The organism is Rhodococcoides kroppenstedtii (assembly GCF_900111805.1).
Lineage (GTDB): Bacteria > Actinomycetota > Actinomycetes > Mycobacteriales > Mycobacteriaceae > Rhodococcoides > Rhodococcoides kroppenstedtii.
On the sequence record NZ_FOJN01000011.1, the window covers coordinates 138,225 to 158,873 of the forward strand.

Here is a 20,649-nt window from a genome sequence, read left to right on the forward strand (position 1 = left end):
GCGAGGGGGTTAGCCATGGGCCGCGGCCGGGCTAAGGCAAAGCAGACCAAAGTTGCACGTGAGCTCAAGTACAGCTCACCGTCGACGGACTTCGAATCTCTCCAGCGAGAGCTCGCAGGCTCCCCCGACTCGCACCGGAACGGACTCGCCGACCGGGAGCCGTCCCGGTACGAGGACGACGAGTACGAAGATTGGCGGCGCTGACTCCCCCATACCGACGCACCACGTGCGGGGCACTCCCTGGATCTCCAGGGGTGCCCCGCACGTCGTCGTGAGACGGTCCGTCCGTCAGATCGCGTAGTCCCGGCGGGTGCGCTGCACGCCGATCCAGTGGTCGGTCGTGAACTCGTCGATGGCCCACTCGCCGCCGAATCGACCGATGCCCGAACCCTTCTCGCCGCCGAACGCGGTGTTGGGCTCGTCGTTGACGGTCGTGTCGTTGACGTGGGTCATGCCCGCGTCGATGCGCAGACCCACCCGCACCGCACGCTCGACGTCGCGGGAGAACACGGCGCTCGACAGCCCGTACTCGGTGTCGTTCGCGATGCGCACCGCATCGTCGTCGTCCCGAGCACGGATCACGGTGGCGACGGGGCCGAACACCTCCTCGGCGGCGGTGGCGACGTCGTTGGTCCCCAGCAGCAGATGGGGGCTCAGCACGCGTCCGGCGGGACCGGACCGTTCCCCACGGACGCGGACCTCGGCGCCGTCCTTCTCGGCGCGCTCGACGAGGTCGAGGACGTGGCCGAGCTGATCGTCGTCGATGATCGGACCGATCTGCGTCGCCGGGTCCTTCGGGTCGCCGGTGACGAGCGATCGCACCCGCTCGGTGAGACGGTCGACCACCTCGTCGTACACGGCGTCGGCGACCACCACGCGATTGGTGGCCATGCAGATCTGGCCCTGGTGGAAGAAGGAGCCGAACGTGGCGGCGTCGACGGCGGCCTCGAGGTCGGCGTCGTCCAGAATCAGCACCGGGCCGTTGCCGGGCAGGGTGGCGGCCCAGTCCGGCTGCGCGTCGGCGGCGCCGCGGAAGGCCGCGTCGGCGTCGTCGGCGTTGGCCAGCGGAAGGCGCACGAGAACGTCGTCGGACCAGGGGTCGACGTCGTCCGCCGTCTCACCCAGCCGGCCGACGCGCCACTGGCCGGCGATGGGCATGGTGTCGAATCCGTCGTAGGTCATGGGCGACGGGTGCCCGTGAGGTCGGCCGGGAAACGGCCGGCCGCACTCTAGAAGCGCGGGTGGTTGCCCACGAGGACGGCCCGCTCGTCCGCCCCGTTGTCGGCCTTGCGCACCGTGCCGAGGGTCCAGCAGTCGATATGGCGGGCCGTGAGCACGGCCATCGCGCGGTCGACATCCTCCGGAGCGACGACGGCGACCATGCCGACACCCATGTTGAACGTCTTGTCCATCTCGGCGCGGTCGACCCGGCCGCGCTGAGCGATCATCGCGAAGATCGGCGCGGGGGACCACGTGCCTCGATCCAGCTCGGCGACCAGGCCCTTCGGCATGACACGGGCGAGGTTGGCGGCCAGTCCACCGCCGGTCACGTGGCAGAAGGTGCGCACGTCGGTCTCGGCGGCGAGCGCGAGGCAGTCCTTGGCGTAGATGCGGGTGGGCTCGAGCATTTCCTCGCCGAGCGTGCGGCCGAACTCCTCGACGTGCCCGGTCAGCGACATCCGGCTGATCTCGAGCAGCACCTTGCGGGCGAGCGAGTAGCCGTTGGAGTGCAGACCGGACGAGCCCATGGCGATCACCACGTCGCCGGGCCGCACCCGATCCGGCCCCAGCACGTCGTCCGCCTCGACGACGCCCACGCCGGTCGCGGAGAGGTCGTACTCGCCGTCGGCCATCATGCCCGGGTGCTCGGCGGTCTCGCCGCCGAGCAGGGCGCAGCCGGCCTGGACGCAGCCGTCCGAGATACCGGCGACCAGCTGGGCGACGTGCTCGGGGACGACGCGGCCGACCGCGATGTAGTCCTGCAGGAAGAGCGGCTCGGCCCCGCACACCACGAGGTCGTCGACCACCATGGCGACGAGGTCGATGCCGACGGTGTCGTGCTTGTCCAGGGCCTGCGCGACGGCGAGCTTGGTGCCGACACCGTCGGTGGAGGCGGCGAGCAGGGGCTCGCGGTACCCGCCCTTGAGCGCGAACAGGCCCGCGAACCCGCCGAGCCCACCCATGACCTCGGGCCGCGTCGCCCGCTTGGCCAGCGGCGCGAACAACTCGACGGCGCGGTCACCCGCCTCGATGTCCACCCCCGCTGCCGCGTACGACGCGCCTCCCGAGGACGGGGCGCTGCCGTGCTGGTGGGTCTCGTCGGTCATGGGTGTGGCGCTCCGTAACTGCTGTCGTGGTGCGACCCGGAATCCGAGCCGAATGCGCCCTTACGGTACCGGAGCACCCTCACGGGCGGTCCCGCGTGACCCTCGGCTCGGGAATCGCCGCGATCAAGCGGCGGGTGTAGTCCTCGGCGGGCTCGCGCAGGATGCGCGCGGGCGTGCCCAGTTCCACGACGGCACCGTGACGCAGCACCGCGACCCGGTGGGCCAGGCGATCGACGACGGCCAGGTCGTGGCTGACGAACAGGCACGCGAACTGCAACTCCGTCTGCAGCTCCTCGAACAGGTCCAGCACCGCCGCCTGGACGGAGACGTCGAGGGCACTGGTGGGCTCGTCGGCCACCAGCAGGTCCGGCTTCAGCACCAGCGCGCGGGCGAGCGACGCGCGTTGCCGCTGACCGCCGGAGAGCTCGTGGGGATATCGGGCGTCGGTGCCGGACGGCAGCTTCACGGCATCGAGCCACTCCCGCACGGTCCGCTCGATCTCGGCCTTGCCCACCCCGTGCACGATCAGCGGCTCGGCCACCGCCTTCCCGACCGTGAGCCGAGGGTTGAGGGAGGTCGACGGATCCTGGAAGACGAAGCCGAACCGCTTGCGCAGCGCCTTCAGGTCCTTGCCGCGCAGTCGACCGACGTCCTGGCCGAGCACCTCGACGGTGCCCGACGTCGGCTTCTGCAGGGCTGCGACGCAGCGCCCGATGGTCGACTTGCCGGAACCCGACTCCCCCACCAGGCCGAGCGTCTCGCCGCGGTGCAGGTCGAACGTGACGTCGTCGACGGCGCGGAACACCGGTTGGCCGATGCCGCCCGGGAACTGCACGGTGAGGTCGCGCACCGAGAGCACCACCTCGTCGGAGACGGCGCGGTCCGCCACCACCGGGTCGAGGGTCGGCACGGCGGCGAGCAGCGTGCGGGTGTACTCGGCCGACGGGGACTCGAACAGGTCGTGCACGGTGGCCTCCTCGACCACCTCGCCGTCCTTCATCACCACGACGCGATCGGCGATGTCGGCCACGACGCCCATGCTGTGCGTGATGAGGACGATCGCGCAGCCCAGCCGGTCCTTGAGGTCGCGCAGGAGGTCCAGGATCTCGGCCTGCACGGTGACGTCGAGGGCCGTCGTCGGCTCGTCGGCGATGATCACCTTGGCCTCGCAGGAAATGGCGATCGCGATCATGACCCGCTGCTTCTGCCCGCCGGACAGCTCGTGCGGGTAGTAGCCGAAGCGACGCTCCGGGTCGGGCAGGCCCACCAGCTCGAGCAACTCGACCGCGCGGCGGCGTGCGGCCTTCTTGTCCATCCGGTTGCCGTCGGGACCGGGGTGGGCGCGCAGCGCCTCGACGATCTGGTAGCCGACGGTGAAGAGAGGGTCCAGCGCGCTGCCCGGCTCCTGGAACACCATCGCCACGTCGCGGCCGCGCAGCTGCGCCCACTGCTTGTCGCCGAGTCCGGTCACCTCGCGGTCGCCGAGGGTGACCGAGCCACGTAACGATGCCGTGGAGGGCAGGAGCCCGATGGCGGACCGCACGCTGACGGACTTGCCGGACCCGGACTCCCCCACCACGGCGAGCACCTCACCCGGGCGGACGTCGAAGGAGACCTCGGAGACGGCGCGGACGGCGCCGGCGTCGGTGGCGAAGGTGACCGACAGGTCCGTGAGGGTGAGGGCTGGCGTGGTCATGATACGTCCTTTGCCCGACGGCGCGTACGCAGCACGGGATTGAGAGTCTCGCTGACGGATTCGCCGACCATGGTCATGCCGAGCACCACGAGCACGATGGCCGTGCCGGGGAAGATCGACGTCCACCAGATGCCGTTCGAGATGTCCGGCAGTGCCTTGTTGAGGTCGTATCCCCACTCCGACGCCGACGTCGGTTCGATGCCGAACCCCAGGAAGCCCAGTCCGGCGAGCGTGAGGATGGCCTCCGCACCGTTGAGCGTGAGGATCACCGGCAGCGTCTGCGTAACGTTGGCGAGGATGTGCCGGAACATGATGCGCAGCGGGCTCGCCCCGGTGACCCGGGCGGCGTCGACGTACGGCTCGGTCTTCACCGACACCGTGGCGTTGCGCACCACCCGGAAGTACTGCGGCACGAACACCGCGGTGATCGCGACCGCCGCCGACAGCACGCCGCCGAAGCTGCTGGACTGCCCGCCGGCCACGACGATCGAGACCACCACGGCCAGCAGCAGACTCGGAAAGGCGTACATCGCGTCCATGAACAACACCAGCACGCGGTCGACCCAGCGCCCGATGTAGCCGGACAGCAGTCCCAGGGGCACCCCGACGGCGATGGAGAGCACCAGGGACACGCCGATCACCAGCAACGCCGTGCGGGCGCCCCACACGACACGCGAGAAGACATCCTCCCCGCGCACCGACGTGCCGAAGAGGTGGTCGGCGCTCGGTCCCGCCTGCCGGGCGAAGTCGACTCCGTCCGAGGAGGTCTGAGAGAACCCGTAGGGCGCGATGATCGGGGCGAAGACGGCCATGATCACGAACGCGGCCACGAGGACAAGGCCGATGACGATGGTGGCCTTCTGCAGTCCGGCGCTCGACCGGACGATCGCCAGACCCGGCACCCCGCGCCGACGCTTCGGCGCCGCGATCTCGCCGACGGTCATCAGAACCTCACCCGCGGGTCGACGAGTGCCACGATCGCGTCGGTGAGGAAGCTGATCACCGCGACGACGATGGCCAGGAAGGTGACGATGCCCTGGACGGCGACGAAGTCCCGCGCCTGCAGGTAGCGGGCGAGCTGGTAGCCCAGGCCCTGCCACTCGAAGGTGGTCTCGGTGAGGACGGCGCCGCCGAGCAGCATCGCGATCTGCAGTCCCATCACGGTCACGACGGGGATGAGCGCGTTGCGGAACGCGTGCCGACGGGCGACGGTGCGCGCCGCGAGTCCGCGGGCGCGCGCGGCGTCGACGTACCCGGCCTGCAGGGTCTGCAGCAGGTTGACGCGCACCAGACGCAGGAACACCCCGGCCGTGAGCAGTCCGAGCGCGATCGCCGGAAGGACGGCGTGCTTCAGCACGTCGACGGTGTAGGAGGGCTCGCCGTAGAGGATGGAGTCGATCAACAGAATGTTGGTCTTCGGCGAGACGTTCTGCAGCGCCAGTTCGACGTCGGTGCTCGCCCGACCGGCGACGGGAAGCCAGCCCAGTTTCACGGCGAACACCAGCTTGAGCAGCATGCCGACGAAGAACACCGGCGCGGCGTAGAAGAGGATGGCGAGGATGCGCAGGGTGCCGTCCGAGAAGGAATCCCGACGCGTGGCGGCGTAGAACCCGAGCGGGATCCCGACGGCGAAGGCCACGAGCAGCGCCCAGAACGCGAGCTCGAGCGTGGCGGCGCCGTTGGTGATCAGCACGCTGCTGATCTCCTGGTTGTTGGTCGCGGCGCGACCGAAGTCACCACGCACCAGACCGGTGAGGTACTCCCAGTACTGGACCAGGATGGGCCGGTCGTAGCCCGCGGCGGCGCGGCGCTCGGCGATCTGGTCGGCGGGCAGCCGCCCGCCGAGGGCGGCACTGATGGGGTCTCCGAGCACGCGCATGAGGAAGAAGACCACCGTGACCAGGATCCACGCCGTCGGCACGATCAGCAGGAACCGGATCACGAGATAGCGGGCGAGCGCGCCGTAGCGTGACGACGCGCTCGCCCGTGACTGCTTCCCCACCGACGCCTCGTTCGGCGTGGTGGCGGTCATGCTCAGCCCTTCGCGATGGGCGTGAAGCGGAACTTGAACGACGCGTCGAGGGTCTCGTCGACGCCGCTGACGGAGTCGGTCGAGACCGCGATCTGCTTGCCTTCGAGCAACGGCAACGTCGAGACGTGGTCCTGCGCCATCTTGGTCTGGATCTCCCCGATGATCTCGCTGCGACGAGCCTCGTCCGTCTCGGTGCGCTCGGCGTCGATCAACGCCGTGATCTCGGGGTTGTCGAAGTGGTTCTGCAGGAAGTTGTCCGGCGCGAAGAACGGCGTCAGGTAGTTGTCGGCGTCCGGGAAGTCCGGGAACCAGCCGAGCTGGTACACGGGGTAGGTGTCCGCGACGCGCTCCTTGTTGTAGGTGTTCCACTCGGTCGACTGCAGGTTGACCGTGAAGAGGCCGGTGTCCTCGAGCTGCGCCTTGACCGCGGCGTACTCCTCGGACGAGCTCGACCCGTAGTGATCCGGGTTGTACTGCAGGTTCACCGCGACGGGGGTCTGGACCCCGGCGTCGGACAGGAACTTCGAGGCCTCGTCCTTGTTCGGGGACTCGCCGTAGACGTCCTTGAACGCGGTGTTGGCGCCCTCGAGCCCGCTGGGGACCACCGACCAGGCCGGGGTGAACGTGCCCTTGTAGACGTTCTCGGACAGCGCGTCACGGTCGACCGACGCCGCGACGGCCTTGCGGATCGCCAGCTTCTGCTCCGGGGTGCCGCCGGGCATCGTGTTCAGGTTGAACACGACGTAGCGCAGCTCGCCGCCGGGTCCCTCGTGCACGGTCAGACCCTCGGTGCCCTCGAGCGACTCGATGTCGGTCGGGGTGAGCGAGCGCCACGCGACGTCGATGGACTTGTTCTGCATGTCCAGCTTGAGGTTGTCGGCGCTGGTGTAGGTGCGCAGCGTGACCGCCGACGTCTTCGGCGTGCCGAGCACGCCCTGGTAGCCGTCGAACGCGGAGAAGCTCACCAGGGAGTTCTTCTCGTAGCTGTCGATCGAGTACGGACCGGCGAACGGCTTGCCGGCCACCACCGCGTCGTCGTCGAGGATCGCGTCGGCCGAGAACACCTGCGAGTCCACGATGGGTCCGGTGTTGGTGGCGAGCACCTGCGGGAAGGTCTGGTCGTTCGGCGCCTTCAGCGTGAACTCGACCGTGCGGTCGTCCGGAGCGGCCACGGAGTCGAGGTTCGCGAGCAGCGAGGACGGCCCGTTGGGGTCGTCGATGGAGACGATGCGGTCGAAGGAGAACTTCACGTCCTCACTGGTCAGGGCGTTGCCGTTGGCGAAGGTCAGCCCCTCCTTCAGCGTGCACGTGTACACGGTGGGCTGGCTGAACTCGCAGTTCTCCGCGGCATCGGGCTGCAGCTCGTCGCTGCCGGGCGCGTAGTTCATCAGGAACGGATAGACCTGGTTCATGATGGTGAACGAGCCGTTGTCGTACGAGGCGGCCGGATCGAGCGAGTAGACCTGGTCGGTGGTGCCCACCACCAGGGCGTCGCCGGCGGCCTCGCCACCCTCGCCGCCGCCGTCGGTACGGCCGGAACCGCAGGCCGCCGCCGTGAGGGCGGCTACGGACATGAGGGACACGGCGGCGGTTCGGGTGCTGAACACGCGCGCGGTGCGTCCTCGGGAGGGCACGCTCATGGTGGGTGATCCTTCGTTCGTCGTCGCACGGCAGACGGATGTCGTACGACAGTGCGTTTCGGTGAACGGGAGATTACCGAGACGGTGTGACAGCCGTGTGTCGAATGCGTAATTCAGTCATGACCGGTCCCTACCGGTAGGGCTGTCGGCCTGTCCGACCGGAGGCGTCGACCACCCGCTCCCCCCGCGGCGACAGCCGGTAGCCGATCCGCAGGCTCTCCGTCAGACCGAGCGCCTTCAGGCGCCGCACCCGGGGCTTGAACACGTCGCGCTCCAGCCCCAGCCGCGCTCCGAGATCCGCCGCCAGCACCGCCGGGTGATCGCGAATCAACTCCAGCGTCGCCCACGCCCACGGGGAGTCCGCTCGCGCGTCCATCGCGTCGACCTTCGCACGCAGGGCGGCCAGCTCGTCGTCGGTGAGATCGTCCTCCTCGCGCAGGGCGATCCGCGGATCCTCCCCGCCGAACGACACCTCGATCCGCCACACGGGATCACCGTCGCCGCCGCGAAAACCCTTGCGCAGCTGCGCAACCGACGTCTCCCCGGCCGCCCGGGCGTCGTCGTCGGTCAACGTCGCGGGGTCGACCTCCGTGATCGCGTCGACGACGATCACGCCGGCCGGCGTGTGGATCCACGTCCCGACCTTGACGCGACGTTTCGACCACCGCCGGTACTGCACGCGCACCGTTCCGTCGGCGATGGCCTCGGCGACGGCGCGACGGATCAGCACGGCGTCAGGGGCGGGAGAGCGCGCTCACGTTGTCGTCGTCGGCGGGAGCGTCCAGCCCCGAGGCCGAGGCGAACAGCTTCTCGAGCACGCTCTTGCCCATCGCGGTCTCCTTCGGGAGCGGGATGGGGTAGTTGCCGTCGAAGCACGCCGCGCACAGCCGGGTCGAGGGCTGCTCGGAGGCGCCGATCATGCCGTCGATGGAGATGTAGCCCAGCGAGTCCGCACCGATCGCCTGACGCACGCCCTCGAGCATGCCGTCCTCGGAGTCCATGCCGTTGGCGATCAACTCGGCGGGTGAGGCGAAGTCGATGCCGTAGAAGCAGGGCCACCGCACGGGCGGGGAGGCGATGCGCACGTGGATCTCGAGGGCGCCGGCCTCGCGCAGCATCCGAACCAGGGCGCGCTGGGTGTTGCCGCGGACGATCGAGTCGTCCACCACCACGAGACGTTTACCGCGAATGACCTCGCGCAGCGGATTCAGCTTGAGCCGGATGCCGAGCTGGCGGATGGTCTGCGAGGGCTGGATGAAGGTGCGGCCCACGTAGGCGTTCTTCATCAGACCCTGACCGTAGGGAATGCCCGACCCCTGCGCGTACCCGACGGCCGCGGGCGTGCCGGACTCGGGAACCGGGATGACCAGGTCGGCCTCGGCCGGGTGCTCCTCGGCCAGGCGTCGGCCGATCTCGACGCGCGTCGAGTGCACCGACCGACCGCCGATGACGCTGTCGGGGCGCGCGAGGTAGACGTACTCGAAGACGCACCCCTTGGGCTCGGGGGCGGCGAAGCGCGACGAGCGGACGCCGTCGGCGTCGATGGCGAGCAGTTCGCCCGGCTCGATGTCCCGCACGAACGAGGCGCCGACGATGTCGAGTGCCGCCGTCTCGGACGCGACCACCCAGCCGCGGTCGAGGCGACCGAGCGAGAGCGGGCGCACCCCGTGCGGATCGCGAGCCGCGTAGAGGGTGTTCTCGTCCATGAACGTGAGGCAGAACGCACCCTCGAGGGTGGGCAGCAGCTCCATCGCGGCCTGTTCGATGGTGCTGTCGGCCGCGCCGTGGGCCAGCAGCGCACCCACCACGTCGGAGTCCGAGGTGGCGCCGGTGCCGCGCGGGCGACCCATGATGCCCGCCTCCCGCGCCCGGTCGGACAGGGCCGCGGTGTTGACCAGGTTGCCGTTGTGGCCGAGCGCCACGCCGCTGCCCGCGGCGGTGGTCCGGAAGATCGGCTGCGCGTTCTCCCACGTGGTGGACCCGGTGGTGGAGTAGCGGCAGTGTCCGATGGCGACGTGGCCGTTCATGGCCGCGAGAGTCTGCTCGTCGAACACCTGGCTGACCAGGCCGAGGTCCTTGAACACCAGCACCTGCGCGCCGTCGGCGACGGCGATACCGGCGGCCTCCTGGCCGCGGTGCTGCAGCGCGTACAGCCCGTAGTACGTCATCTTGGCGACGTCCTCACCGGGCGCCCAGACGCCGAAGACGCCGCATTCCTCGCGGGGTTCGTTCTCCGGTCCCTCGAGATCGGGCATGCTCAGCAGGTTGGGGCTGTGGACCGAGAGATCGGCACGGGTCACGACAAGCTCTCCCTAGGGGCCGGCGAGGGGTTGGGACGATGGTCGCACGTGGACAGCGCAGAAGCGATTCCAGTGATCGAGTCTACGGCGCTCGCCGGACGCAACCGTCTGACCGCCCGACTTGTTCCCCGTGTGCCCGATGTCGGCAGGCATGATGGAGACCATGGTCGGCAGACTTCCCTTCGGCGTCACCCCCGAGCAGCCCGGCGAGGGCCAGGAATCGGTGTGGGACTACCCGCGCCCGCCCCGACTCGAGTCCTCGACGCGGCACCTGGTGGTCCGGTTCGGCGACGCGGTCGTCGCCGACAGCACGTCGGCGTACCGCGTGCTCGAGACCAGTCACCCTCCGACGTGGTACGTCCCGCGTGACGACGTCGATTCCGCGCGTCTGCGTCGATCCCGCGCGCGTTCGACGATGTGCGAGTGGAAGGGAGCCGCCACCTACTGGGACGTGCTGGGCGACGACGGCGCCGTCCTCGAGGCCGGCGCGTGGAGCTACGAGACGCCGACTCCAACGTTCGCGGACATCGCCGGCGCCCTGTCCTTCTCCCCCGCCCAGCTGACGTGCGAACTCGACGGGGAGGTCGCCCGGGCCCAGGAGGGCGGCTTCTACGCCGGGTGGATCACCTCGGACGTGGTCGGCCCCTTCAAGGGGATTCCGGGCAGCTGGGGGTGGTGACGATCGGCGAGTTCGGCGCGAACGACCGCTACGCGCACTCCGACGTCGCCGAGCGGTCTCGACGCGAGAAGGCCGTCGCATTGGCGCGCTACCTCTGGGACCGCGGCATCGATTCCGGTGAGCTGGCGACGATGCCGGCGGCCACCCGTCGCAAACTGGCGCGCGCGGCCGACATCAATCCACCGAGTACCGACGAGACCTGGACGGTGGTCGCCGGGCTTCTCGACGAGAAGGACGCATGGGCGGCCGGGCGAGCCGAGGAGACGCGGCCGCACCGGGACGAGAAGATCCTCTGGGTCAAGCCCCCCGTCCGTCCCTGGTGATCACGCCGCACCCAACAGACGCAGCACCGCCGTCACCGCGGCCGCGCCGACCACGACGACGACGAACGGGGCTCGGCGCCAGGCGAGGACGGCGGCCACGAGCACACCGGCCGGGAGGGCGAATCCCGACGCCGTGACGCCGGCCGGAAACGCGGACGTCGCGACCAGCGCGACGAAGACGACGGCCACCGCGACGTCCAGGGTCCGTTCCGCGGCGGGAGTCAGAGTCCGTCTGCCGCGCAACACGATTCCGCCCAGCCGGAGCAGGTAGGTGCCGGCCGCGAGTCCGAGTACGCCGAGGACCAGGACCGTGGCGCTCGCCGTGCTCACGATGCGCTCCGCTCTCGGCGGAGCACGATCGGTACCACCACGGCCAGCGCGACCACCACCGACACCCCCGCGGGCACCACCGTGTTCGCGAGGAGCGCGACGACGGCTCCGGCGAGCGCCGCGCGCCGTGTGATGCGGTCGCGCAATGCCGGCATCACCAGGGCGAGCAGGACGGCGGGGAAGGCGGCGTCGAGTCCGAGGGCGTCGGAATCGGCGACGACGGACCCCACCGCGGTGCCGACCAGCACCCCGAGATTCCACAGCACGAACAGCACGATCGAGGAGAACCAGTAGGTGCGACGTCGCCCGGCCGTCGTGGTCGCCGCGGTGGCGAAGGCGACGGACTCGTCGGTCACCAGATGGGCCCCGAGAAGACGGGTGGCCGCCTTGTCTCCCAGCAAGGGAGCGACGGAGAACGCCAGCGGGGTGAGACGGCCGTTGATCAGGAGCGCGCCGAGCGCGGCGGCGAGCACGGTTCCGCCCGAGGCGAGGACCCCGACGAAGACGAATTGCGACGCGCCCGCGAAGACGACCACCGAAAGCAGGACCGGAAGCCACCACGGGAGGCCCGAGGCCACGGCGATGGCGCCCAGCGACGCTCCCACCAGGGCGTCGGCCAGGCACACCACCAGGATGTCCCGCACCGCGACGTCCGGATCGTGCCGGATCGTTCGCATCATCGAACGCATGACTCCTACGATGAACGGTAGCGGCCCGGTTCGTCAAGACGAACGATCGACGCATGTGCCGAACGGTGTGCCAGAATGGTCGCCGTGCCGTCCGACCGCGCCCCCATCGCCGCGATCGCCGCCTCCCTGGTGCGCGAGCGGCGTCGTACCGGCCTGTCCCTCGCGGAGGTCGCCCGCCGCGCCGGAATCGCCAAATCGACTCTGTCGCAGCTCGAATCGGGCACCGGCAACCCCAGCGTCGAGACGCTCTGGGCGTTGTCGGTGACCCTCGACGTCCCGTTCGCCCGGTTGGTCGAACCGACCCGCCAGGAGGTACGCCTCGTGCGCCGCGGCGAGGGTCCGGCCATCGCCTCCGACGCGGCCGAGTACAGCGCCACACTGCTGACGTCCTGCCCGCCGAACGCGCGTCGGGACGTCTACCTCATCGCCGCCGATCCCGGCAGCCCCCGCCTGTCCGATCCCCACATGCACGGCGTCGTCGAACACGTGGTGCTCGGCACCGGCCGCGCGCGCCTCGGGCCGGTGGACGACCCGGTCGAGCTGCTCCCGGGCGACTACCTCTCCTACCCCGGCGACGTGCCCCACGTCTTCGAGGCTCTGGAACCGGGTACCACCGCGACCATGATCACCGAGCAGTACTGACGCGCCGGGGTCACACCCGGACGAGCGGCAACCAGTGCGCCACCTCGCCGGCCCGCCCACCGGACGCCGTCACGCCCGCACCCCGCACGGCGTCGGCGAACTCGGTCCGGCCGGTCACGAGCAGCAGCCACGTCCGCGGATCGCACTCCACCACGTTGGGCGGCGTGCCGCGCGTGTGCCGGGGCCCGACGATGCACTGCACCGCGACGAACGGCGGTACCCGCACCTCGACACTCGATCCCGGCGCGGTCTGCTCGAGCGTCCGGGCGCTGAGCCGCACGGCGGCCGCGAGCTCGGCGCGAGGAGGCTTCGGGACCGACGGGTCGTCGAGCCAGGCGGACACCGCGATCAGCGACGCTCGGAGTTCGGCCGGGTCCACGGTTTTCGACGGTGCCACGGCTCCGAGTGTCCCACCCCCGCCGATCGACCTGCGTCACGGTCCACATCTCGGTCGAATTGACGGGATCCCGTCTATCAGGCGCAGTTGTGGACACTCAGGCATGCCGCACGGTACCCACCGGGATGTCGAACCATACCCAGCGGGCGAGCGAGACCTCCCCGGCGCTCGTCACGCCCGCTCCTACTTCTCCGGACCGTCCGCGTCGGCGTACTCGACCATGACCGCGCGGATGCGCTCGGTGTCGGCCTGCGTCCAGCCCTCCGGCGCCGCGACGGCCGCGAACCCGTCGAGCACCGTGGTGCCGTAGTTGTGCCCGTGGCCGTCGGGCACCCCGGCCGCGTTGGTCAGATCGGCGCTCACCTGCCAGAACGTGACGAACGGGAACCACCGCATGCTGGGCAGGCGGTCGTACCCGGGCGGTTCGGCCAGCCAGTCGGGCCGCTGGAACAGCAGGTCCGGCGTCCACCACACGATCGGGTCGGACGGGTGCTGGATGTACAGCACGCGTGGGAACGGCCACTCGCCGGACAGTGCCTCGACGTCGCGGGTGCTGTCCGCGAAGCGCATGAGCAGGCCGCCGGCGTACACGGGTTCCACCTCGGGGGTGCCCGGGTCGCGGCGGTCGACGTAGGTGGACCAGATGCGGTTGGAGTTCGGCGGCCCCACCCACAGCACGCCGTCGACGGTGCTGCGGATGTCCGCGATGTCGGCGAAGGCTCCTTCGCCGGCCTGCGTGCCGAGGCTCTCCCCGTAGACGTACAGCTTGGGCCTGGTCGGGGCGGGCTCCTGTTCCCAGCGCGCGTGCACCCGGTCGATGAGGTTCTTGCCCGCGGCGGCCGCCTTCTCCCGGTCGGCGAGGAAGGAGATCCAGCTCGGCAGATACGAGTACTGCGACGCCACCAGAGCCACGTCGCCCTCGTACATCAGCTCCACCGCGCGCGCGGCCGTCGGGTTGACCCAGCCAGTGCCCGTGGTCGGGATGACGACGACGGCCCGACGAGAGAACGCGTCCGTGCGGTCGAGCTCCTGGATCAGCAGATCCATACGCTGCTCGGACGTCTCGGCGCTCTCGAGGCCGGCGTACACCCGGATGGCCTGCTTCGACTCCCGTCCGGTGGCGCGGCGCATCTCCTCGGCGTCGAGTCCGCCGGAGACGAAGTTGCGGCCCTCGAAACCCAGTGTGTCCCAGTCGACCACCGAGCCGGGCCCACCGGACCGCTCCGGGACCGTCGGCTGTTCGGCGCCCTCTCGGGTGTTGCCGTTCTGCGTGCTGAACACCGAATTCGCGATACTCATGGTGCCGCGCAGCAACACACCCTGCACCAGTGTCACCAGGACCACGATCACCAGGACGAAGCCCACCAGGTTGGCCACCCACTGCGGCAGACGGATCAGACGCAGCAGGTTCCGCACCAGGAAGCGACGGAAGTCGCGGATCACCCGCCAGAGTCCGATGAGCACGCCGGCCACGACCAGGCTGATGATGCCGGTGCGGATGAACCCGGTGCTGGTCAGCCCCTCGGCGTTCATGAGCGCGGCGAGTTGGCGCTGCCACTCGGCGGAGGCGTAGAGCATGACGGCACCCGCCACGGCCCCGACGATCGGCACGGCCACGACGATGCCGCGCTCGACACGCGGAGGGAGCGGCCACCAGGGTTGCTGCCGCAGCACGGTCCGCAACATCACCCACCCCACCGCGACACCGACGCCGTAGCCGATCGCGGCGGTGATACCGCTGACGATGCCCTGGAACAGCCACCCGCGCGGCAGCAGCGACGGCGTCAGGGACCAGCAGAAGAACAGCGCTGCGAACGCGAGTCCGGTGACGTCGAGCCGCAGCAGTCCCCACGCCCACACCACCGCAGGATGCTTCCGCACGGTGTGCGTCGCCGTGGCGAGCACGTAGGCGGGCAGCTCCTCGAACGAGTGCGGCCGGGGGATCTCGTCCTCGGAGTCCGTGCCGCCCCGCCCCGGTGACCGCGTGGAGGTGTCGGTCACCGGACGGCTCGGGTCGGCCGGAACCCTCGACTCAGCCGAAGAGCCTCGGCAGTGTCCCCTCGAACGCCTCGCGGAGCTCGCTCAGCGGCACGGTGAACTGCCCCTGGAACTCCACCTCGTCCGACCCCTCGTCGGCCACGCCGATCCGCACCCACGGCAACCCCCTCGCACTGCACATTCCCGTGAACCGGGTCTCCTCGGTTCGAGGAACGGCTACGAGTACCCGCCCGGACGATTCCGAGAACATGGTCACGAAGGGGTCGACGCCCTCGGGCAGCAGGATGCGACATCCGGACTCGCCGGCGAGGGCAGCCTCGACCACGGCCTGCGCCAACCCGCCCTCGGACAGGTCGTGCGCGGCGCTGACCAGCCCGTCGCGGCTGGCCGCGGTGAGGATGTCGGCCAGCAACTGCTCCCGGGCCAGATCGACCCGCGGGGGCACGCCGCCGAGGTGATCGTGGATCACCTGCGCCCAGATGGAGCCGTCGAACTCGTCGTGCGTGTCACCGAGAAGGATCAGCGTCTCCCCCGGCTCGAGGCCGAGTCCCGTGGGGATGCGGCGATGAACGTCGTCGAGCACACCCAGGACGCCGACGACGGGGGTCGGCAGGATCGGCGTCGATCCGGTCTGGTTGTAGAAGCTGACGTTGCCGCCCGTGACCGGAATGCCCAGCGCCACACAGCCGTCGGCGAGTCCGCGCACCGCCTGCTGGAACTGCCACATCACGCCCGGGTCCTCGGGCGAGCCGAAGTTCAGGCAGTTGGTGACGGCCTTCGGCGTCGCGCCGGTGGTGGCGACGTTGCGGAACGCCTCCGCGAGCGCCAACTGCGCACCGCGGTAGGGGTCGAGGGCGGTGTAGCGGCCCGAGGCGTCCGTCGCGAGCGCGATGCCGCGGCCGGTCTTCTCGTCGATCCGCACCACACCGGCGTCGGCGTGCTCGGCCAGAACGGTGTTGCCGCGCACGTAGCGGTCGTACTGCTCGGTGATGAGCCGACGGCTGCAGAGCTGCGGCGAGGAGATCATGCGCAGCAACGTCTCCCGCAGCTCCACGGGGGTCGACGGGCGCGGCAGTCCCTCGGTGGTGTTCGCCACCAGCGCATCCTGAGCCGCCGGGCGCTGCACGGGCCGCTCGTAGACCGGACCCTCGTGCGCCACGGTGCGCGGCGGGACGTCGACGACGGTCTCGCCGTGCCAGGTGATCTGCAGGTTCTCGCCGTCGGTGACCTCACCGATGACGGTCGCCAGGACGTCCCACTTGGCGCAGACGGCCATGAACGCGTCGACGTTCTCCGGCGTGACCACGGCGCACATGCGCTCCTGGGACTCGCTCGAGAGCACCTCCGCGGGCGTCATGCCGGTGGCGCGCAACGGAACGCGATCGAGCTCGATGTGCATGCCGCCGTCGCCCGCGGACGCCAGTTCCGAGGTGGCGCAGGACAATCCGGCACCGCCGAGGTCCTGGATACCGACGACGAGCTTCTGCTGGTAGAGCTCGAGGCAGCACTCGATGAGCACCTTCTCGGTGAACGGATCGCCCACCTGGACAGCGGGCAGCTTTCGCCGACCCTGTGTCTCGTCGAAGGTCTCCGAGGCCAGGACGGACACGCCGCCGATGCCGTCGAGCCCGGTGCGCGCGCCGAACAGGATGATCTTGTTGCCGGTGCCCGACGCGAACGCCAGGTGCAGGTCCTCGGTGCGCATGACGCCCGCGCACAGGGCGTTGAGGAGCGGGTTGCCGGCGTACGAGGCGTCGAAGACGGTCTCGCCGCCCACGTTGGGCAGGCCCAGGGAGTTGCCGTAGCCGCCGACCCCGCGCACGATCCCCTCGAGCACCCGGCGGGTGTCCGGCGCGTCCGCCGCACCGAACCGCAGCTGGTCCATGACCGCGATGGGCCGTGCGCCCATGGCCATGATGTCGCGAACGATGCCGCCGACGCCGGTGGCGGCGCCCTGATACGGCTCGATGTACGACGGGTGGTTGTGGCTCTCCACCTTGAACGTGACGGCCCAGCCGTCCCCGACGTCGACGACGCCGGCGTTCTCGCCGATGCCGGCGAGCATTCCGGCCCGCATCTCGTCGGTGGTGGTCTCGCCGAAGTACTTCAGATGCACCTTGGAGGACTTGTAGGAGCAGTGCTCGCTCCACATCACCGAGTACATGGCCAGCTCGGCGTCCGTGGGACGGCGGCCGAGGATCTCCTTGATTCGGGCGTACTCGTCGTCCTTCAGGCCCAACTCGGCGTACGGCTGCGCCACGTCCGGATCGGCGGCAGCGGCGGCGACGGTATCGACCCGAGGGGTCGACTCGACAGACACGATGGGTGGGTCCTTCCCTCGGGCAGGAAATGCCGGTACGCGAGAACGACGGTGATTCTACGGCCCCGGTCCGACCGTCTCGCAGCCCGTCAGACGCCCAGGAACGCGGCGAGCGCGTCGGAGTACATCTCGACGTCGTGCGCACCCATCAGTTCCCGGGCCGAGTGCATGGCCAGCTGCGGTGCGCCGACGTCGACCGTCGACAGACCGGTGCGCGACGCAGCGATGGGACCGATGGTGGATCCGCACGGCAGGTCCGCCCGGTGGACGTACCGCTGCAGCGGGACGTCGGCACGCTCGCACGCCTGCGCGAACGCCGCCGCCCCGACGGCGTCCGTCGCGTAGCGCAGGTTCTGGTTGACCTTGAGGACGGGCCCGCCGTTGATCTCGATGCGATGCGACGGCTCGTGCCGCGCCACGTGATTGGGGTGCGTGGCGTGCGCCATGTCGCCGGAGGCGTGGATCGACGCGGCCATGGTCCGGAAGAAGTCCTCGCGAGAACCGCCGCGCGCCAGCACGATCCGCTCGAGGACGGTGTTCATCAGATCGGAGTGGGCGCCGCGGTCGGACATGCTGCCGACCTCCTCGTGATCGAACAGCGCGAGAACCGGCACCACGTCGTCGGCCTCGGCGGCGGCGGTCACCAGCGCCTCCGTCCCCGCGTAGCAGGTCCCCTGGTTGTCCAGCCGCGGCGAGCTGACCAGGTCCTCCGACAACCCCACGACCGCAGCCGGATTCAGGTCGTGGGTCATCAGCTCCCACCCGAGCACGTCGGCGTCGTCCACCCCCGCCTCGTCCGCCACGAAGGCCAGGAAGGAGCGCGGGGAGCGACCCGTTCCCCACACCGCGTCGAGATGATTCTGCGGGTCGGGATGTACGCCCTTGCGGTCCTCGGACAGGTGAATGGCGAGCTGCGGGACCCGCAGGATGGGCCGGTCGATCCGCACGGCCACCTCCCGCACCCCCGCGCCGTCCCGGACGCCGAGGCGGCCGGAGATCCCGAGATCGCGGTCCAGCCAGGAGTTCAGCCACGCGCCGCCGTAGGGCTCGAGGGCCACCATCTGCCAGCCGGCGGAGTCACGGTCGGGGTGTTGCTTCACGCGCAGGTTGGGGCTGTCGGTGTGGCCGCCGACGATGCGGAAGGGGGCGTCGGGCGCCCGCTCGGTGGACCACGCGATCAGCGAGCCGCCGCGCACCACCAGGTAGCGGCCGGGGTCGGTGGGCCAGGCGTCGGCTTCGGCGAGTTCGACGAATCCGTTCGCGGCCAGTTCGGCGGTCACCGTGGCGACGACGTGGAAGGGCGAGGGCGACGCGTTCACGAAGGAGCACAGTCCGGACGCGGTCGCGGAGGTGAGGGACGCCATGATCACCGATCGTAGAGAGGGCGGGCCCGGAAACGACGATGCCGGGCCCACCACGAGGGTGGACCCGGCATCACCGAGGAGGGACGACTCAGCTGAAGAAGTCCAGGCCGCCGAGGAAGGTGCCGGCGCCGCCGAAGATGTCGGACACTGCGCCGAGGAACTTGGCGAGGCTCTCGAGTGAAGTGATGTCCATGATTTCTCCCTTTGTGAGGTCGGTGGGCTTGTGCCCGCACCTAAGTAATTCACAGGAATGGCGAGCCCGCAACAGAACGCGTGCCATCCACATGTGACCTGAGTCAACTCATGAGTCGATCCGCGTCCCGCCCGACTCACCACGCAGTCAGCTGAAGAAGGACAGCGCCGAAACGATGGTGCCGAGCGCGGTGACGAAGTCCGAGAGATCTTCGAAGGACGAGAAGAGGTCGGTCAGGGAGGACGACACGGGCGGGCTCCTTCTGTGGAGGTGAGGGGCGAGCACCACGCTCGCCCGCGTCAACAAGTCACACCAAGATCACTGCCGCAACAGCAACATCGTCTGTTCACTTTTACAACACGTCGTCGCCACCGACTACCGTCGTGCTCGCGCCCACACACCCTCGATCAGTTCCAGGAGACAGCCGTGTCCGACCACCCGGCCCCACCCGCGTCGACCGAACCGGACTGGGTGGCCCACGCCGTCTGGTGGCAGGTCTTTCCGCTGGGCTTCACGGGCGCCGAGCGGGAGAGCGCGCCGCTGACTCACCGGCTGCCGCACGTGGAGTCGTGGCTCGACTACCTGATCGACCTCGGCTGCAACGGGCTCGCGCTCGGCCCCGTCTTCGCGTCGTCGACGCACGGGTACGACACCGTGGACCATCTGACCGTCGATCCTCGCCTCGGGGACGACGCGGACTTCGACCACCTCGTCGCGGCCGCCCGCGAGAAGGGCGTCCGGATCCTGCTCGACGGCGTGTTCAACCACGTCGGCCGTGACCACCCGTGGGTGGTCGACGCCCTGCGTGACGGGCCCGATTCTTCGGCGGGACAACGCATTCGGTGGTCCGGCGACCATCCCGAGTCGTTCGAGGGGCACGACATCCTGGTGGCGTTGAACCACCGTAATCACGAGGTGCGCGATCACGTCGTCGAGATCATGACCCACTGGCTCGCCCGCGGGGCGGACGGGTGGCGACTGGATGCGGCGTACGCCGTCGACCCGTCGTTCTGGGCCGCGGTACTGCCGCGCGTGCGCGCCGAGCATCCGGATGCCTGGTTCGTCGGCGAGATGATCCACGGCGACTACGCCGCGTACGTCGGCAAGTCGGGCGTGGACTCGGTCACCCAGTACGAGCTGTGGAAGGCCACCTGGAGCGCCTTGCGCGACGGCAACTTCTTCGAACTCGCCCACGCCCTCGGCCGGCACGACGCGCTGCTGCCGACGTTCGTGCCCGCCACGTTCGTCGGCAATCACGACGTCACCCGCATCGCGTCGACCCTCGGCGACGACCGGGACGTCGACATCGCGACCGCGCTGCTGTTCTTCGTTCCCGGCACGCCCACCGTCTACTACGGCGACGAGCAGGGGTTCCGCGGCGTGAAGGAGGACCGCGTCGGGGGCGACGACGAGATCCGCCCCACGTTCCCCGCCACGCCCGCCGAGCTGTCCCCGCTGGGCCTGCCGCGCTACCGGGTGCACCAGACGATGATCTCGCTGCGCCGCCGCTTCCCGTGGCTGCGCACCACCACCGTCGACGTCGAGACGCTGACCAACACCGCGCTCACGCTGCGCGCGACGCACGACGGCACGACTCTGCGGCTCGCCTCGAATCTCGGTGACGACGCAGTCGCACGCCCGGGCGGCGACGTCCTCGCCGCCGCGGACGGCGTCGCCGACACCCTCCCGCCCCACACGTGGGCGGTCGTCCAAAGCTAG

The 20,649-nt window shown here is 70.0% G+C and carries 19 protein-coding genes; 5 read left to right on the forward strand and 14 right to left on the reverse strand.

Annotation, left to right across the window (positions count from 1 at the left end):
- The first annotated feature begins 15 nt into the window (after window positions 1-15).
- Window positions 16-204 (forward strand): DUF3073 domain-containing protein, encoded by a 189-nt coding sequence (locus tag BMZ18_RS13705; protein ID WP_072681144.1) that lies wholly within the window; start codon window positions 16-18, stop codon window positions 202-204.
- An 84-nt stretch (window positions 205-288) separates the two neighbouring features.
- Here the strand turns inward: BMZ18_RS13705 and BMZ18_RS13710 are convergent, their stop codons facing one another.
- The 8 genes from BMZ18_RS13710 to purF form a co-directional block, all read right to left on the reverse strand.
- Entirely contained in the window at window positions 289-1,182 is an 894-nt protein-coding gene (locus BMZ18_RS13710) for an aldehyde dehydrogenase family protein (RefSeq protein WP_068363028.1), read from the reverse strand.
- A gap of 47 nt (window positions 1,183-1,229) precedes the next feature.
- On the reverse strand, window positions 1,230-2,327 hold the full coding sequence (gene purM / locus BMZ18_RS13715; protein WP_068102982.1) for a phosphoribosylformylglycinamidine cyclo-ligase: 1,098 nt from the start codon (window positions 2,325-2,327) through the stop codon (window positions 1,230-1,232).
- A gap of 79 nt (window positions 2,328-2,406) precedes the next feature.
- Window positions 2,407-4,023 carry an ABC transporter ATP-binding protein gene (locus BMZ18_RS13720; RefSeq protein WP_068363025.1) on the reverse strand — a complete coding sequence of 539 codons (1,617 nt, stop codon included), beginning with the start codon at window positions 4,021-4,023 and terminating at the stop codon, window positions 2,407-2,409.
- The gene (locus BMZ18_RS13725) at window positions 4,020-4,967 is read right to left on the reverse strand and encodes an ABC transporter permease (protein WP_068363022.1); all 948 of its coding nucleotides are present in this window, start codon (window positions 4,965-4,967) and stop codon (window positions 4,020-4,022) included. Before BMZ18_RS13725 ends, BMZ18_RS13720 begins: the two co-directional genes overlap by 4 nt.
- Window positions 4,967-6,055 carry an ABC transporter permease gene (locus BMZ18_RS13730; protein WP_082833927.1) on the reverse strand — a complete coding sequence of 363 codons (1,089 nt, stop codon included), beginning with the start codon at window positions 6,053-6,055 and terminating at the stop codon, window positions 4,967-4,969. Before BMZ18_RS13730 ends, BMZ18_RS13725 begins: the two co-directional genes overlap by 1 nt.
- Window positions 6,056-6,057: 2 nt before the next feature.
- Entirely contained in the window at window positions 6,058-7,629 is a 1,572-nt protein-coding gene (locus BMZ18_RS13735; protein WP_068363081.1) for an ABC transporter substrate-binding protein, read from the reverse strand.
- Between the two features lie 196 nt (window positions 7,630-7,825).
- The gene (locus BMZ18_RS13740) at window positions 7,826-8,425 is read right to left on the reverse strand and encodes an ASCH domain-containing protein (RefSeq protein ID WP_068363019.1); all 600 of its coding nucleotides are present in this window, start codon (window positions 8,423-8,425) and stop codon (window positions 7,826-7,828) included.
- Window positions 8,426-8,429: 4 nt separating this feature from the next.
- The gene (gene purF, locus BMZ18_RS13745; protein ID WP_068363017.1) at window positions 8,430-9,995 is read right to left on the reverse strand and encodes an amidophosphoribosyltransferase; all 1,566 of its coding nucleotides are present in this window, start codon (window positions 9,993-9,995) and stop codon (window positions 8,430-8,432) included.
- Window positions 9,996-10,134: 139 nt separating this feature from the next.
- Between purF and BMZ18_RS13750 the strand changes: the two genes are divergently transcribed.
- Together BMZ18_RS13750 and BMZ18_RS13755 are read left to right on the forward strand one after the other, a co-directional pair.
- Window positions 10,135-10,674, forward strand: a complete 540-nt coding sequence (locus BMZ18_RS13750) for a DUF427 domain-containing protein (protein ID WP_244516534.1) — start codon at window positions 10,135-10,137, stop codon at window positions 10,672-10,674.
- Window positions 10,671-10,997 (forward strand): hypothetical protein, encoded by a 327-nt coding sequence (locus BMZ18_RS13755; RefSeq protein WP_244516535.1) that lies wholly within the window; start codon window positions 10,671-10,673, stop codon window positions 10,995-10,997. The genes BMZ18_RS13750 and BMZ18_RS13755 overlap by 4 nt, the downstream gene beginning before the upstream one ends.
- Here the strand turns inward: BMZ18_RS13755 and BMZ18_RS13760 are convergent, their stop codons facing one another.
- Window positions 10,998-11,327 carry an AzlD domain-containing protein gene (locus BMZ18_RS13760; protein ID WP_170851491.1) on the reverse strand — a complete coding sequence of 110 codons (330 nt, stop codon included), beginning with the start codon at window positions 11,325-11,327 and terminating at the stop codon, window positions 10,998-11,000.
- The gene (locus BMZ18_RS13765; RefSeq protein ID WP_442978334.1) at window positions 11,324-12,007 is read right to left on the reverse strand and encodes an AzlC family ABC transporter permease; all 684 of its coding nucleotides are present in this window, start codon (window positions 12,005-12,007) and stop codon (window positions 11,324-11,326) included. Before BMZ18_RS13765 ends, BMZ18_RS13760 begins: the two co-directional genes overlap by 4 nt.
- An 84-nt stretch (window positions 12,008-12,091) precedes the next feature.
- On the opposite strand from BMZ18_RS13765, the gene BMZ18_RS13770 reads away from it, so the two are divergent.
- The gene (locus BMZ18_RS13770; protein WP_068102996.1) at window positions 12,092-12,658 is read left to right on the forward strand and encodes a helix-turn-helix domain-containing protein; all 567 of its coding nucleotides are present in this window, start codon (window positions 12,092-12,094) and stop codon (window positions 12,656-12,658) included.
- 10 nt (window positions 12,659-12,668) lie between these two features.
- Here BMZ18_RS13770 and BMZ18_RS13775 read toward each other — a convergent pair whose 3' ends face one another.
- The 4 genes from BMZ18_RS13775 to BMZ18_RS13790 all read right to left on the reverse strand — a co-directional run bounded on the left by BMZ18_RS13775 (window position 12,669) and on the right by BMZ18_RS13790 (window position 18,737).
- Window positions 12,669-13,055 (reverse strand): sterol carrier family protein, encoded by a 387-nt coding sequence (locus BMZ18_RS13775; RefSeq protein ID WP_068102998.1) that lies wholly within the window; start codon window positions 13,053-13,055, stop codon window positions 12,669-12,671.
- A 183-nt stretch (window positions 13,056-13,238) separates the two neighbouring features.
- Window positions 13,239-15,056 (reverse strand): alpha/beta hydrolase, encoded by a 1,818-nt coding sequence (locus tag BMZ18_RS13780; RefSeq protein WP_068363013.1) that lies wholly within the window; start codon window positions 15,054-15,056, stop codon window positions 13,239-13,241.
- Window positions 15,057-15,087: 31 nt separating this feature from the next.
- On the reverse strand, window positions 15,088-17,373 hold the full coding sequence (gene purL, locus BMZ18_RS13785) for a phosphoribosylformylglycinamidine synthase subunit PurL (RefSeq protein WP_068363010.1): 2,286 nt from the start codon (window positions 17,371-17,373) through the stop codon (window positions 15,088-15,090).
- 89 nt (window positions 17,374-17,462) lie between these two features.
- Window positions 17,463-18,737 (reverse strand): M18 family aminopeptidase, encoded by a 1,275-nt coding sequence (locus BMZ18_RS13790; RefSeq protein WP_068363073.1) that lies wholly within the window; start codon window positions 18,735-18,737, stop codon window positions 17,463-17,465.
- A gap of 619 nt (window positions 18,738-19,356) precedes the next feature.
- Between BMZ18_RS13790 and BMZ18_RS13795 the strand changes: the two genes are divergently transcribed.
- Window positions 19,357-20,649, forward strand: a complete 1,293-nt coding sequence (locus tag BMZ18_RS13795; protein ID WP_068363007.1) for an alpha-amylase family glycosyl hydrolase — start codon at window positions 19,357-19,359, stop codon at window positions 20,647-20,649.

Bases quoted from the DNA above. Each gene is read 5' to 3' on its own strand.
- BMZ18_RS13705 (WP_072681144.1), top strand. From the start codon at position 16: ATGGGCCGCGGCCGGGCTAAGGCAAAGCAGACCAAAGTTGCACGTGAG.
- BMZ18_RS13710 (WP_068363028.1), bottom strand. From the start codon at position 1,182: ATGACCTACGACGGATTCGACACCATGCCCATCGCCGGCCAGTGGCGC.
- purM (WP_068102982.1), bottom strand. From the start codon at position 2,327: ATGACCGACGAGACCCACCAGCACGGCAGCGCCCCGTCCTCGGGAGGC.
- BMZ18_RS13720 (WP_068363025.1), bottom strand. From the start codon at position 4,023: ATGACCACGCCAGCCCTCACCCTCACGGACCTGTCGGTCACCTTCGCC.
- BMZ18_RS13725 (WP_068363022.1), bottom strand. From the start codon at position 4,967: ATGACCGTCGGCGAGATCGCGGCGCCGAAGCGTCGGCGCGGGGTGCCG.
- BMZ18_RS13730 (WP_082833927.1), bottom strand. From the start codon at position 6,055: ATGACCGCCACCACGCCGAACGAGGCGTCGGTGGGGAAGCAGTCACGG.
- BMZ18_RS13735 (WP_068363081.1), bottom strand. From the start codon at position 7,629: ATGTCCGTAGCCGCCCTCACGGCGGCGGCCTGCGGTTCCGGCCGTACC.
- BMZ18_RS13750 (WP_244516534.1), top strand. From the start codon at position 10,135: ATGTCGGCAGGCATGATGGAGACCATGGTCGGCAGACTTCCCTTCGGC.
- BMZ18_RS13765 (WP_442978334.1), bottom strand. From the start codon at position 12,007: ATGATGCGAACGATCCGGCACGATCCGGACGTCGCGGTGCGGGACATC.
- BMZ18_RS13770 (WP_068102996.1), top strand. From the start codon at position 12,092: ATGGTCGCCGTGCCGTCCGACCGCGCCCCCATCGCCGCGATCGCCGCC.
- BMZ18_RS13790 (WP_068363073.1), bottom strand. From the start codon at position 18,737: ATGGCGTCCCTCACCTCCGCGACCGCGTCCGGACTGTGCTCCTTCGTG.